We start from the raw sequence: 13682 nt of genomic DNA on the forward strand, positions 1-13682 counted from the left end.
TTGTCTTTTGATATACGTTGGAATCATCCACCATGTAACCATGATAACTTAGTATTATTACAGGATGATGAAATTGGGTTAACATTCTATTTCGTATAAATTACAATTTTAAAATAGTAATTCCTTTTACCTAGGAGTAACTTACCTGGTAGCTACTATGTAACCCTTCTACAAAGTAAATAAACCCCAAAAAAAAGAGCCTGGGCATCCCCAGCTCTCATTTATCTGCTCTCAATATCAATCAAATGATTACTTATCATTTCAATATAATTTTCTTTTAATTCTTCAAGTGGGACACGAAGAGAGGATGAAACCTGTTTTAGATATTCTTGATCTTGTCGTAGCCATGAGGAATAATTTCTTTTTATATAGTGCTCTGCAGCTTGGAAATTTGAAAATATTTCATTTGCTCTTTCCCCATTATGTACCACATAGAAAGTTCCTTCACCCGCTGGAAGAATATAAGAATTTTCTCCGCTTTGATTTTGATAGCTGGTCCCGAATAATGAATCCTTAACATTATACTCATTCCTATCTGCATCCGGTTTAAGCGGGCTTAAGTCGAAAACATTTACAATAAAAGTTTCAAATGCTTCTTTTGTCATTTCTGATCCTGAGGCTTTCGGGTGTCCACCCCCGCCATATTTTTGAGCGAATTCGGCTACATTCACTTCTTCATGGATTGTACGAAAGCCCATTTTCTTTCCACTAACATTCATAAGAACGATCATATCCAAATGGGGGTAAATATTATTCAAGGCGTTTCCAAGCTCAGACAAATACTGTTCAGCGTGTACAATTCCAACAAAATAATCGTCTACAATGGTTTGGACAATTTGTCTACTCTTGGAATGGATATAGCGATTAATTTTTTGCTCTTCGATATCAAGAATCATATTTTCCGTATCGGTTAACCTAAATGAGTCTTTATTCTCTGTTAACCGTTTAAGCATTTCTTCTTCGAACTGTTCTCTGTTCATTATGTAAAATAAATCATTTAAGCGCTTAGCCGCTACATTATTATTTTCATCCCATTCCCACGTATCGTATTGACGAACTAACTCAATAAACTCTTCAAGCGCATGATTTCGGTCCATCATCTCTTGCTCAATAAGGAAATCATAAAATAGTGAGGTTGCGCATGTCTTTTTACCATTCTCATACTCGGGTAGGACTTTCCCCCACTTGTATTGATTAAAGTGCATTGCTGTCACATGATGATCAATCATTTGAATATGTCTTCCGTGCTGAAATCGTTCTTCCAGTTTTTTCTCGATAACTTCATTAACGGCTAAATCCGTAATATATACATCTTCATGATTATTACCCGGATGTGAAATAAACGAATCTACTCTTTGATTTAAATTTCGATATGAACTATAAAATACATTTGCCTTTTCCCCAAAGGCTATTTTGGCAATTAACCCACAACCTAAGCCGTCCAAGTCAATATCTGTGAAAATTTTTACCATCTTGACACCTTCCAATCTTGTTTCCATAACGTTTAGTTTGGTTTCGAGTACCTATTCTTATACAGAATGATGTTGACCTAGTATAGGTCTTTTAAGCTCTGGTCCATTCACTAAATATATATTAAATGAACGATAATATCGACTAAAAGATTTCATCATCAACGATAAACTGTATTTAATTTGATGAGTCACTAACAATTAAAAGCCAACCAAATAAATCGGTTGACTTTTTTATATTATGGTAAACTTGTTATTTTGTTCTGAATCGGAGTCCGTGGTTTTGGATCTGGGACAACTTTTGGATAGCCAACTCCTAAAACTCCAAGGATGGTACTGTCATCAGTTACCCCAAGAATTTGTTTGTTCTTTGGGGTTATCCCTACAGATGACCAAAATGTCCCAACCCCCTCTGCCCATGCCGCCAAGTTAAAATTTTGAATAAAACATGCGGTTGCCACTACGTTTTCTTCCGTCTCAACTACTGTAGCACCATTCCTTGATACGACTGCCATTAGAAATGGGGCATCACCAAAATTCGTTTTATGGTTCAACTTAGCTCTTGTTTCCTTGCCGATTACATAAATCTCCCATGGTTCAGTCATACGATGATTTGGAGCCAATGATGCGGTCTGAAGCCATTTATTAATTAATTCATCCTTAATAACATCCGGCTTGAATACCTTTATATTTCGTCTTGTGCTCATCACATCTATGATATTCATACACATTATCCCCCTTCTAGTGTTGTTTGTGAAAACTCCCTAACTTATAATACCCCCTTATTAAACCAAAATAACAAAACCCAATTGATTGAACGAAGAAGAAAAGCCCCCATAAAGGTGCAGGTATAAAGCCAGTCAATCGTGCTAGATTAGCAGCATCACCTGCTGATTGTGGTTGAAAAATACTAATGTAGAGTATTTCATATGCACTTTGTAGCGAATCCACTAACAAGATGGCAGCAATTAACAGTAACAAATGATTTCTTAATTCTTGACTTCCTTTTATGAGCAATAACAGAAACCCAACAGCAAATGAACAGAGCCAAAAAATTCCGTACGGATTTCGCACCCAAAAAATTAAATTCAAGAATATAAACCCCAATATGATATCAATTAGGATTATTTCCTTTTTTCTCCCTATTAATAAAAAAGATAAAAAAGCCATAAAAGAGGCAAACGTATAACCAGCAAGACTTGTGAAGAAGCTGCCAATCCATGTAGACTGATTACTGATTGTTGCACCTTCAGAATTCATAAATAAAGAAATTGTTTCAACATTTCCACCCAAAAGAGCAATCAAAGCATGGCCTGATTCATGGATTAACGTATTGATTATTTTTACATAGTTCCCGAGGAATGGTACATGAATCAGTAAAAAGGCAAACATGAGGAATAGAAAAAACTTCGTACTGACTTTGTCCCGAACAAAGCTCAACATAACTCCCCCTCTTTATAGAAACTACTTCTCTCTATTTTAACATTTTATATTAGCAATATTGCAAATTTTAACTTTCACATTCAGTAAAAGATGTGATTTATAAAGGTTTTCTCCCCTATTTATTAGGCGAATTAGACAAACCAACAACTTTTATGTTATCATTAAGTTGTTACTAATATAACATGATATTAGATTAGGGGGAATGAAATTGATTAAATTCCATAACATTGTTAAAAAATATCGAACAAAAACAATCATTAATCCATTTTCATTAGAAATTGAAGCTGGTCAACTTGTTGTTTTTATCGGGCCAAGCGGTTGTGGAAAAACGACTTTACTTAAAATGATTAACAAATTGACTCAGCCAACGTCAGGTAAAATATTCGTCAATGGGACAGATATCTCGACGATGAATCCGATTGAATTACGAAGAAATATTGGATACGTGATTCAAAACACTGGTCTCTTTCCGCATATGTCGATAAAAGAAAACCTTGAGCTGATTCCAAAATTAAAAGGTGAAGATCCTGCAGCTATTGAGAAAAAAACAGGTGAATTACTGGAGATAGTTGGTTTAGACGCAAAAGAGTTTTTGCATCGATATCCAAAAGAATTGAGCGGTGGTCAGCAGCAAAGAATTGGCGTTGCTAGAGCATTTTCCACTAACTCCGACATCATCCTAATGGATGAACCCTTCAGCGCATTAGACCCGGTTACAAGAAGTTCACTTCAAGATGAATTATTCCAGATGCAAAAGGAATTAAATAAAACCATCATCTTTGTTACTCATGATATGGATGAAGCTATTAAAATAGCAGATAAAATTTGTATATTAAAAGATGGAGATATTCTTCAATATGATACACCTGAAAACATTCTTAAAAATCCTGCTAATGATTTCGTTGAAGACTTTATCGGAAAAAGAAGAGTCTGGAATAATCCTGAATTATTATTGGCTGAGGATATTATGATTCATCAACCGGTAAAGATTAATGCAATGCGAAATGTTCTCCAGGCGATTGAAATAATGAAGGACAACAAAGTAGATAGTCTCATGGTGACAGATAAACAAAACGTCCTTAAAGGACTTGTCACATTAAAAAGTATTCAACTGTTAAATCGAACTACATCAATTGAAATGGTCATGGAGCACCAAGTCCAATCCGTTTCACAGGATGCTAACTTAATATCTGTCTTAGCAACCATGAATGAACATAAAATTGGTTATTTGCCTGTTGTCAACAACGCTAACCAATTAACAGGGTTAATTACAAGAAGTAGCATTCTATCGGCATTAAGCAGCCAATTAATTGACTTGGAGGTGGCGTTTTAATGAGTGCTTTTTTGAATTATTTAACGGAAAATTATCAGCAAATACTAAGTTTATTGGGTGAACATCTTTATTTAAGCATTATTTCCGTCCTTATCGCCATTATTATTGGGATACCTCTTGGCATTTTGATTTCAAATGAGCCAAAGCTTTCAAAACCTATTATTGGCACAACAAACGTTATTCAGGCCGTTCCGAGCTTGGCTCTACTTGGTTTCCTCATTCCGTTTATCGGAATTGGTAGTTCACCAGCGATTGTCATGGTCGTCCTTTATTCATTACTACCTATCGTCAAGAACACTTATACTGGATTGACAAATATTGATGGAGACATTCTGGAAGCCGCCAAAGGTATCGGTCTGACCAAGAGTCAAACAATGAGAAAGGTTCAGTTACCACTAGCCTTCCCGATGATTATGGCGGGTATCAGAATTTCAGCGGTAACAGCTGTTGGTTTAATGACCATTGCTGCTTTCGTTGGAGCAGGCGGGCTTGGATACCTCGTATTCTCTGGGGTACAAACCGTCGATAATCATATGATTTTGGCCGGAGCAATTCCCGCTTGTATTCTAGCTCTCTTAATTGACTTTGTTGTTGGTAAACTTGAATCAGGCCTTTCTTATACAAATAAACAAACATCTGCAAAAAGAACAGCTAAAGTAGGTAAAAAAACAAAAAGATGGCTGATTGGACTTACCTCATTTGTAATCATTGTGGCTGGTGCATTCAAAGTATATACAACCGCTAATGCGGAAGATAAGATTGTAATTGGTTCTAAGAATTTTAGTGAATCGATAATCTTAGGAAATATGCTAGCAGATTTAGTAGAAAATAAGACTGATATTAAAGTAGAGAGAAAATTAAATCTTGGTGGGACTCAAGTCGCTTTTAGTGCGATTCAAAGTGGAGATATCGATGTATATGTAGAATATACAGGGACAGGTTTGGTAAATATTTTAAATCAGCCGCCAGAAAGTGACCCAGATAAAGTATATGAATATGTTCAAAAAGAATTTAAACAAAAATATAATATTGACTTATTAAAACCGATCGGATTTAATAACACCTATGCCTTAGCAGTTCGACAAGATACCGCTAAAGAATTTGGATTGGAGACGATCTCAGATTTAGTGAAAGTTAGCGGAAATTTAACCATGGGTCCTACTATCGAATTTCCAAATCGAGAAGATGGTTTAATCGGTCTTTCTAAAACATATAATCTGGAATTCAAAGACGTCAAAGCGGTCGATGGCGGTTTACGCTATACTGCACTTGATAACCATAAAAGTGATGTCATCGATGCCTTTTCGACTGATGGCTTACTCGAGGCCTTTCATTTGAAGGTATTAAAGGATGACAAAAACTTTTTCCCTCCCTATTATGCAGTGCCTATTATTAAAGAAAGCACCCTAGAGGAACACCCAGAAGTGAAAAAAGCTCTTAATACCCTAGCCGGTAAACTATCTGATGAAAAAATGCGTGAGCTAAATTATAAGGTAGACAGTCTCAAGCAGTCACCTGCTAAGGTAGCCAAGGAATTTTTAGAAAAAGAAGGGTTATTAGATTAACCACCTATTTCAATGAAAAAGAAGCCGGTCAATTGCGACCGGCTTCTTCCTGTTCATATGCATCCTCGAGAAAATGAACTACCCGATCATATGTCTTATCGTCCCCAATCACAAGTAAGATGTCCCCTTCTTGAATAAGAGCATATGGTCCTGGCGAGATAATTAATTCCCCGTTCCGCTTCATCCCAATCACGGTCCCTCCTGTATTCTGCCAAAACTTTACTTCAGAAATTGTTTTGCCAATATGGATACAGCCTGGGAATATTTCTATTTCAATCGGTGCCAGTGGATTGGTGTGACGAAGCTTTCCTGAGTAGTCCATAATCTTTCTCAGGGTATCAAACAGCTGCTCATCAAGCTTATCCCTCTCAGTGATAAGTTTGTTCATTTCCTTTTCAAGATCTTTAATACTGGCTAAATTAGAAAATCGATGAATATATTTATAGGCATTTTCTCGAGAAGAAATAATGATTCCACTGCCCTTTGTAGATTGAAGAATCTCGACATCTTCTAGAATCTTGATAGCTCTCCTTACCGTTTCAGGGGAAACCTTGTATTCACTTGCCAAAGTGGACCTGCCATGGATCTTTTCTCCTACCTTAAATTTACCATCATATATTCTATTTGCTAAATCAATTGCAATCCGCTCATATGTAGGAATTTGTGCTTTCTGCATTAGGAACCTCCATCAAGATTCATTTGATAAAATGGATGTTTGATACCTTTACACTATACCGTTTTTATTTCCTATTTGCGAGCGGAATATATAAGTATGTTGATTTGGACATAATTGTAGGGAGTTATTTGATAGGAGATGATCAAGATGAAAAAGTGGATGTTAGTACTATTAAGCATAGGGTTTAGTCTATTTATGGTTGCATTATTTATTTATTACATGATAAAGGATGATTCATCACGATGGCAGGTGGCTCTAGGAGGAATCGTTGTTAGTTCTATACCACTTGTCCTCCTAAGGTTGAAAAATAATCCTTTTAACATCCCAATCATCTTCGGTTATTATCTGTTTTTATTTTGTTCATTATTTTTAGGGTCGATCTCTAGCTTTTACCTGCATCATAAATGGTGGGATTCTACCCTTCACTTTTATAAGGGTATATTAGTAGGGGTGATCGGCATAGTCCTATATAAATGCTGGATTCCTGAAAAGATGCGAGCAGGTGTCTCAGCTTGGATTCTATTTCTGTTCGTTCTGTCACTAGCGACGATGTCGAGTGTGCTTTGGGAAATTTATGAATATGTTGGTGATTTGACATTAACACATACGATGCAAAGAGGTGGAAATCAGGATACGATGGAGGATTTACTTTGTGGTCTATCCGGCGGTTTACTTATAGCTATTTATTCCCTTTTTAGAAAAGAAAAAGTGTAGAGGTGATTTGAATGAACCGGAAGCTTGTCATTCTATTTAGTACCTTATATGTTATTTTCATGGCTGTTTTGGCAGTCTATTACTATCAAAATGAGGATTCCTTTAAATCAACTGTAGCAATTGGGGGGATTATATGCGGGGCTATCCCCCTTATCTTAGCCTTTTTCACTAAACTTCAATTCAATTTACCGATTGTCCTATCTTATTTAATCTTCTTGATCGGATCACAATATTTCGGCTCGATACTAGGTTGGTATGGCCTTGGTTGGTGGGACACTTTCATGCATTTCATTAGCGGTGCCATCCTTGCCTTTTCAGGTATTGCCTTATATGAAAGACTCATCCATAGAAATGCAGGTGAGGCTATTTCACCGTGGTTTGTGTTTCTCTTTACTCTTTCGTTTGCAGCATTGGGCGGTGTACTTTGGGAAGTGTATGAGTTTAGCTGTGACCAATTGATTGGTATGACCTTACAAGGCGGAGGTAATAAGGATACCATGACCGATTTAATTGCGGATTCATTAGGCGGTCTTGTCATTGCCATTTGGGCTGGCATTCGCACGAATAAGAAGATTAAGAAATGACAGGGAAAAGGTACGTCTTAGTCGACGCACCTTTTTATTGATTTTATGCGGTTACTGCCATAAAGAATTCCTCATATAAAGCCTGAACAGCTCTTTTTTCATCGACTTCCTTAACCCCAAACATCATACTTACCTCTGAGGAGCCTTGGTTAATCATTTCAATATTAACCGAAGCCTTTGCTAATGCCTTGGATGCTTTTGCCATTGTCCCAACGTTCTGACGCATCCCCTCTCCAACCACCATAATAAGTGCAAGACTATGTTCGATTTTCACTTCATCCGCATGTAATTCTGTCTTAATTCGCTTAATAATCTTTGCCTCCATGTTAACATCTAACTGATTTTCTCTTAAAATAATCGAGACATCGTCAATACCAGATGGCGTATGTTCATAGGAGAGACCTTCATCCTCTAAAATTCCTAACAGCTTTCGGCCAAAGCCAATTTCTCTATTCATTAAGTATTTGCTAACATATATACTACAAAACCCTTGATCGCTGGCAATACCAATAACCGGACCGTTGATGTTATCACGTACATTCACTATTCTTGTTCCTGGTGCATTCGGATTATTTGTATTCTTTATTTGAACTGGTATACCAGCTTTATATGCTGGAACAAGTGCTTCATCATGCAATACGGTAAAGCCGGCATAGGACAATTCACGCATTTCACGGTAGGTTAATTCCTTTATCTCTCTTGGCTGGCTCACAATTGTTGGATTAACAGAGTAAACAGCATCCACATCTGTAAAATTTTCATATAAATCTGCCTTTAGCGCGTTAGAAAGAATAGAACCTGTAATATCAGAACCACTCCGCGAAAAAGTACACACTTCACCTGTTTCACTATAGCCAAAAAAACCAGGAAAGATTAAAATTCCAGGATGTTGACTGAGTGCAAACAGCCGGTCATAGGATTCCAGTAAGACTTGGGCATTACCTGGTTCATTACTTACTAACAGACCTGCCTCTTTAGGATCAACATAGTAAGCCTCTACTCCTTGCTCACGAAAATAAGCAGCCACCAATTTTGCATTATTATCCTCACCACTCGCCTTCAGTAAATCGATAAATCGGTCAGGTTTACTTTTATTACTCGCAACTCTTACCATTAAATCGTCATAGATTTCGGCCATGACCCGATCTGGAAGTGCTAATTCCTCCGCAATGGCTGCATATCTTTCGATAACCTCTTCAAGCCTGATTTGAGGATTTTTATTCGCTAAACAAAGTTCAGCAACTTCAATTAATAAATCAGTTACCTTTGAATCATCTGAAAATCTCTTGCCAGGTGCTGATACGACGACAACTTTTCGTTCGGGATCTGATAAAACAATCTGAAATACCTTTTCAAGTTGCTTCCCCGATGCTAAAGAGGATCCGCCAAATTTAATAACCTTCATTGATACATCCCCTTATCTATCAAAAATATAATCTTAATTTTATTACAATTCCGAAAATATTCAAGTGTTTTTTCCTTCTCCAATGCACATTTGTCCTTGTATAAAAGACTGTGGAATAAATACAAAAGAAAAAACAGTAATTTCCCTAAGAAAACCACTGTTGAACTTGTTATATCAAAAATTAACTATACTACCAAGGAGGATAGCATCCTTAAATTAACGGATAATTTCAATAAAATGGGCAAGAATCCTAGCAGTTAGTCCCCAGATTGCCCTATCACCATATCGATAAAAATATTCCTCCAATCCTCTTGCTCGCCATTGGTATTTTTCACCACCAGGAATCAGATCAAATGGAAAATTTTCCTCTGGTTCTGCTTTAAATTGGACTCGATAAATTTCTGGATTATTCTTCATAAAAAAAGCTAACGGTACAGTAAAGATCTCTCCTACCTCTGATGGGTTTGGCGAAATTCGGTCAGGTTTTTTAATATAGCCAACATACGGATAGAGAATCATTCCAAACGGAGAAATCATATAATCAAGTGGGTAAACATCCGATATATCTTCTTCATCAATTCTTAATTCCTCAACCGTCTCACGTACAGCGCCACCTTTTTCATCTAAATCCTCCGGGTCAATTCTTCCTCCCGGAAAACAAATCTCTCCTGGCTGCCGTCTTAATTCAAGGGAACGAACCTCAAACAAGATATGAATTCCATCTTCTTTTTGAAGTAGTGGAATCATAACCGCATATTTTGAAAATCTCTCACTGCCTAAAATCTTAGGGGTATGCACTTTCAATTTTTGTAAAACCGGATCTAATTCCATGCCTTCACCTCACTCTATATTCGTAATATTATGTTTGTTACTTACTACAATACCATTTTTTATTAGACTATAGAAAAAAACAACCCAACAGAAATGAGTTGGATTGCCCCTGAAGTATGTTTTTTTATTATCAATCCCATGATTAGATGCTCGTAACTTTGCTCACTTACGACAATATGGCACGATCACTTGACATTTGTACACCACGAATTCTTTTAAATTCACTTAATAAACTTTCAATGGTTAGATTCCATTTATTTTCTTCTGTTACCTCAAAAATCACCTGTCCCTTATCCATCATAATTAACCGATTTCCTAAATCAATCGCTTGCTGCATATTATGAGTAACCATAAGAGTAGTAAGGTTGTATTTCCTTACAATTTCCTTTGTCAAATTGGTAATTAGCTCTGCCCTTGATGGATCTAGCGCAGCCGTATGTTCATCAAGTAGTAGAATAGAGGGCTCTGTAAAGGTCGCCATTAATAAGGAAAGTGCCTGCCGCTCCCCACCAGATAGTAAACCTACTTTCGCTTGTAAACGATTCTCCAACCCGAGATGCAAGGATTCGAGGACTTCACAGAAATAATCACGCCGTTTTTTCGTTACCCCTCTTCGGAATGTACGCGTTTTATTTCGTGAATAAGCCATTGCAAGATTTTCTTCAATCGTCATACTTGGGGCCGTACCTGCCATCGGATCCTGAAAAACACGGCCAATCATTTTAGAACGATTAAATTCGGACACCCCTGTTACATTTTTACCGCCAATTTGCACTTCCCCAACATCTGGAGTTAATACACCTGAAATGATATTCATTAACGTAGACTTGCCAGCTCCATTACTTCCAATGACGGTGACGAAATCCCCGGGTTCAAGGGTTAAGTTCACATGATCAATAGCTATTTTTTCATCGGGCGTCCCTTCATTAAAAATCTTATGAATCTGATTTAAGCGTAGCATGGTGATCCCCCTTTGCATGAGCAGAAGCCTGGATCTGATTCATTCGTTCAGCTTTTCTACGGGCCTTCCGCTTTTTCTCTCTAGAGCCTTCAATGATTTTCGGTGTAGTAAGTGCAAGAATTACAATGAGGGCAGTAATGAGCTTCATATCACCTGGATCCAAGAAATCAACCCGAAGCGCTAAGGTTACGACAATTCGGTAAATGATGGACCCGCCAATAACGGCAAGAGTTGTTCTGGCGATGGTTTTTGTGCCAAATAGGGCCTCTCCAATAATCACTGATGCTAAGCCGATCACGATCATTCCGATACCCATGCCGACGTCAGCAAATCCTCCCTGTTGGGCAATAAGAGCACCAGAGAAAGCAACTAAGGCATTAGATAAACCGAGTCCAAGGACGACAAGGAGGTTGGTGTTAGCAGAAAGACTACGAATCATTCGCTTGTTGTCTCCCGTTGCTCTGACAGCGAGACCAATTTCCGTTTGTAAGAACAAATCAGTCATGAATTTAATTAAGAACGTGACGAGAATCATAAAGATGAGAATTCCCCATGTTTCGGGCAGACTATCCCCAAGACCTACCGAAGTTAAAAGGCTATTGAAAAAAGAATCAATGCCTGTTTTTTCAAAAACTTCACTAATTTTTGTAAAGGCCGTATCCGTATTTAATAACGGAATATTGGATCGCCCCATGATTCTTAGGTTAATCGAATATAAAGCAATCATCATGAGGATTCCAGAAAGTAAATTATTTATTTTCCCAAACGTATGGAGAAGTCCCGTCATACACCCAGCTGCAAATCCTGCAAATAAAGCCCCGATTGTTGCTAAAAAGGGGTTGACACCATTCGCGATAAGAATTGCCGAAATGGCAGCCCCTGTTACAAAACTTCCATCCACCGTTAAATCTGGAAAATCCAGAATCCGAAAGGAAAGATAAACGCCCAGTGCCATAATCGCATATATGATTCCTGCTTCAAATGAACCAAAAAGGGCTGTAAACATGAAGATCATCCTTTCTTTATGTCTTTTCGTCTATTTTAATAATCAATAAAAGCTGCTTTCATTCCTATGTAAAAATCAAGGAGTTAACCCCTAAAAAGGCTTCCTCCTTGAAGCATTGCTCATTCATTTCCTTCATAAAACTCGCCTAAGTTCTTCCAATCCTCATTTACCTTGAGTCCTTGCGTTTCAGCTGCCTTCTTATTAATAACTAGCTTTAGGCTGTTAGGCAATTCAACTGGAATTTCAGACGCCTTCTTCATGCCGCTTAAAATATCTGCAGCCATTAAACCTGATTGATAACCTAGATCAAAATAGCTAAAGCCACTTGCTGCAACTGCTCCCTTTTTCATAGAGTCCAGTTCACCAACGAAAAGGGGTATTTTTTTGCTGTTTGCAACCGAAATAACTGAATCAAGCGCTGTCACAACAGTATTATCCGTTGGGATATAAATAGCATCCACGCGCCCAACTAATGATTCGGCGGCCTGCTTCACTTCTGCTGTAGTAGAAACCGATACTTCTACAAGTTTAGCTCCCTGTCCTTCAGCAATCTTTTTAACTTCCTCAATCTGAACAACAGAATTCTGTTCACCAGAGTTATAGATGACACCGATATTCTTTGCTTTCACTTCGTCAGTAATAAAACTAATGGTTTTTTTCGTTGCTTCCGGATGATTGTCAGTTGTTCCGGTAATGTTTTTCCCCGGCTTGTCAAATGCCTCAACCAATCCTGCCCCAACAGGATCTGTTACCGATGTAAAGATAATGGGAATATCCTTGGTAGCATTCAATGCCGCTGTCGCACTAGGAGTTGCATTTGCAAAAATTAAATCTACTTTATCACCCACAAAATTTGTAGCAATTGTTTGCGTGTTATTCATATCTGCCTGAGCATTTTGTTCATCATATTTAACTTTAATCCCCTTGTCTTTTAAAGCCTTTTTAAAGCCTTCCGTCGCAGCATCTAATGAAGGGTGCGGTGCAAATTGGGTAATCCCCACTTTGAATTCCTTATCCGCGCCTCCCTTTTCCGAACCTCCTGCTGATTCTTTACTACCACAGCCAGCTAGCAGCAACATTCCTGCCATTGCAATAGAAAATGCCTGAACTCTTTTTTTCATGTAACTTCCATCCCCCTTGACCTCGTTCAATATAATTATTGTCAAAAAATTTTTTATATTAAAATTATTCTAGTATCTTTTTGTTTTAAAAGCAATAGAAATGGGGAAAATATTTTTTTGCTTTAAAGCGTATTAGTGAAGAGAAAACATCAAACCTAAAATTTTCGACAAAAAAAATGCCTTCGTGTAAGTGGAAGGCATTCAAGCAAGTATATAAAACATGATAAGGAAATGAGTTAAATTCTTTATCTTACCATTCCCTAGTGTTCTCTAGTAATTGATCAATCTCTACCATTTTCACCATATGACTGTTCTTTTCAGATGTTAGCTCTGATGTGGCCTCTAGTAATTTATCGATATCAATTAAAATGTTTCCCATCACAAACCTCCATCAACTGTTACTCCTTACTTGTTATAAGACTATTCGATGGTTCCTTAAAAAACCTGGGGGTCGTAAAGAAATCAACAAAAAACAAATATCGAGTACTTTTTTAACAGTAAAGATATGATATTATTCACTATTTTTTCCAAAAAGTCAGTTTACAATGGGGAAGGGAAGGGAATCAGGCAAGTC

14 protein-coding genes are annotated in these 13682 nt (G+C 37.4%); 4 read left to right on the forward strand and 10 right to left on the reverse strand.

What is annotated here, in order from left to right; translation table 11 throughout:
* Positions 1-221: 221 nt before the first annotated feature.
* The 3 genes from TY15_RS08315 to TY15_RS08325 form a co-directional block, all read right to left on the reverse strand.
* Positions 222-1472, reverse strand: coding sequence for a DHH family phosphoesterase (locus TY15_RS08315; protein ID WP_040208713.1), 1251 nt, complete (start codon positions 1470-1472; stop codon positions 222-224).
* 236 nt (positions 1473-1708) lie between these two features.
* Positions 1709-2194 carry a nitroreductase family protein gene (locus tag TY15_RS08320; protein ID WP_040208711.1) on the reverse strand — a complete coding sequence of 162 codons (486 nt, stop codon included), beginning with the start codon at positions 2192-2194 and terminating at the stop codon, positions 1709-1711.
* Positions 2195-2210: 16 nt separating this feature from the next.
* The gene (locus TY15_RS08325) at positions 2211-2909 is read right to left on the reverse strand and encodes a M50 family metallopeptidase (protein WP_081799368.1); all 699 of its coding nucleotides are present in this window, start codon (positions 2907-2909) and stop codon (positions 2211-2213) included.
* A 211-nt stretch (positions 2910-3120) separates the two neighbouring features.
* On the opposite strand from TY15_RS08325, the gene TY15_RS08330 reads away from it, so the two are divergent.
* Positions 3121-4245 carry an ABC transporter ATP-binding protein gene (locus tag TY15_RS08330; protein WP_040208708.1) on the forward strand — a complete coding sequence of 375 codons (1125 nt, stop codon included), beginning with the start codon at positions 3121-3123 and terminating at the stop codon, positions 4243-4245.
* A complete protein-coding gene (locus TY15_RS08335; protein WP_040208707.1) occupies positions 4245-5810 on the forward strand; it encodes an ABC transporter permease/substrate-binding protein in 1566 nt (521 codons plus the stop codon). The genes TY15_RS08330 and TY15_RS08335 overlap by 1 nt, the downstream gene beginning before the upstream one ends.
* Before the next feature lie 28 nt (positions 5811-5838).
* Here the strand turns inward: TY15_RS08335 and TY15_RS08340 are convergent, their stop codons facing one another.
* Positions 5839-6486 carry a GntR family transcriptional regulator gene (locus TY15_RS08340; RefSeq protein WP_040208706.1) on the reverse strand — a complete coding sequence of 216 codons (648 nt, stop codon included), beginning with the start codon at positions 6484-6486 and terminating at the stop codon, positions 5839-5841.
* A gap of 147 nt (positions 6487-6633) precedes the next feature.
* Between TY15_RS08340 and TY15_RS08345 the strand changes: the two genes are divergently transcribed.
* Both TY15_RS08345 and TY15_RS08350 read left to right on the forward strand, forming a co-directional pair.
* Entirely contained in the window at positions 6634-7200 is a 567-nt protein-coding gene (locus tag TY15_RS08345; protein WP_040208705.1) for a DUF2238 domain-containing protein, read from the forward strand.
* Positions 7201-7211: 11 nt separating this feature from the next.
* Positions 7212-7784, forward strand: a complete 573-nt coding sequence (locus TY15_RS08350; RefSeq protein WP_040208703.1) for a DUF2238 domain-containing protein — start codon at positions 7212-7214, stop codon at positions 7782-7784.
* 43 nt (positions 7785-7827) lie between these two features.
* Here the strand turns inward: TY15_RS08350 and TY15_RS08355 are convergent, their stop codons facing one another.
* From TY15_RS08355 to TY15_RS25110, 6 genes are all read right to left on the reverse strand, one after another.
* Positions 7828-9189, reverse strand: coding sequence for an aspartate kinase (locus TY15_RS08355; RefSeq protein WP_040208702.1), 1362 nt, complete (start codon positions 9187-9189; stop codon positions 7828-7830).
* A 216-nt stretch (positions 9190-9405) separates the two neighbouring features.
* Positions 9406-10020, reverse strand: coding sequence for an NUDIX hydrolase (locus tag TY15_RS08360; RefSeq protein ID WP_040208700.1), 615 nt, complete (start codon positions 10018-10020; stop codon positions 9406-9408).
* 166 nt (positions 10021-10186) lie between these two features.
* Positions 10187-10981, reverse strand: coding sequence for an ABC transporter ATP-binding protein (locus TY15_RS08365; RefSeq protein ID WP_040208697.1), 795 nt, complete (start codon positions 10979-10981; stop codon positions 10187-10189).
* A complete protein-coding gene (locus TY15_RS08370) occupies positions 10956-11987 on the reverse strand; it encodes an ABC transporter permease (RefSeq protein WP_040208696.1) in 1032 nt (343 codons plus the stop codon). The genes TY15_RS08365 and TY15_RS08370 overlap by 26 nt, the downstream gene beginning before the upstream one ends.
* 119 nt (positions 11988-12106) lie before the next feature.
* Positions 12107-13108, reverse strand: a complete 1002-nt coding sequence (locus TY15_RS08375; protein WP_040208695.1) for an ABC transporter substrate-binding protein — start codon at positions 13106-13108, stop codon at positions 12107-12109.
* Between the two features lie 250 nt (positions 13109-13358).
* Positions 13359-13487, reverse strand: coding sequence for a hypothetical protein (locus TY15_RS25110; protein ID WP_257000286.1), 129 nt, complete (start codon positions 13485-13487; stop codon positions 13359-13361).
* Positions 13488-13682 lie beyond the last annotated feature (195 nt).

The sequence above is a fragment of the Neobacillus jeddahensis genome (assembly GCF_000612625.1).
Taxonomy (GTDB): Bacteria; Bacillota; Bacilli; order Bacillales; family Cytobacillaceae; genus Neobacillus; species Neobacillus jeddahensis.

What these genes read in the sequence shown, in the direction of transcription:
- TY15_RS08315 (WP_040208713.1), bottom strand. Translation starts at nt 1,472, where the DNA reads ATGGTAAAAATTTTCACAGATATTGACTTGGACGGCTTAGGTTGTGGG.
- TY15_RS08360 (WP_040208700.1), bottom strand. Translation starts at nt 10,020, where the DNA reads ATGGAATTAGATCCGGTTTTACAAAAATTGAAAGTGCATACCCCTAAG.
- TY15_RS08320 (WP_040208711.1), bottom strand. Translation starts at nt 2,194, where the DNA reads ATGAATATCATAGATGTGATGAGCACAAGACGAAATATAAAGGTATTC.
- TY15_RS08375 (WP_040208695.1), bottom strand. Translation starts at nt 13,108, where the DNA reads ATGAAAAAAAGAGTTCAGGCATTTTCTATTGCAATGGCAGGAATGTTG.
- TY15_RS08345 (WP_040208705.1), top strand. Translation starts at nt 6,634, where the DNA reads ATGAAAAAGTGGATGTTAGTACTATTAAGCATAGGGTTTAGTCTATTT.
- TY15_RS08355 (WP_040208702.1), bottom strand. Translation starts at nt 9,189, where the DNA reads ATGAAGGTTATTAAATTTGGCGGATCCTCTTTAGCATCGGGGAAGCAA.
- TY15_RS08370 (WP_040208696.1), bottom strand. Translation starts at nt 11,987, where the DNA reads ATGTTTACAGCCCTTTTTGGTTCATTTGAAGCAGGAATCATATATGCG.
- TY15_RS08340 (WP_040208706.1), bottom strand. Translation starts at nt 6,486, where the DNA reads ATGCAGAAAGCACAAATTCCTACATATGAGCGGATTGCAATTGATTTA.
- TY15_RS08335 (WP_040208707.1), top strand. Translation starts at nt 4,245, where the DNA reads ATGAGTGCTTTTTTGAATTATTTAACGGAAAATTATCAGCAAATACTA.
- TY15_RS08350 (WP_040208703.1), top strand. Translation starts at nt 7,212, where the DNA reads ATGAACCGGAAGCTTGTCATTCTATTTAGTACCTTATATGTTATTTTC.
- TY15_RS25110 (WP_257000286.1), bottom strand. Translation starts at nt 13,487, where the DNA reads ATGGGAAACATTTTAATTGATATCGATAAATTACTAGAGGCCACATCA.
- TY15_RS08365 (WP_040208697.1), bottom strand. Translation starts at nt 10,981, where the DNA reads ATGCTACGCTTAAATCAGATTCATAAGATTTTTAATGAAGGGACGCCC.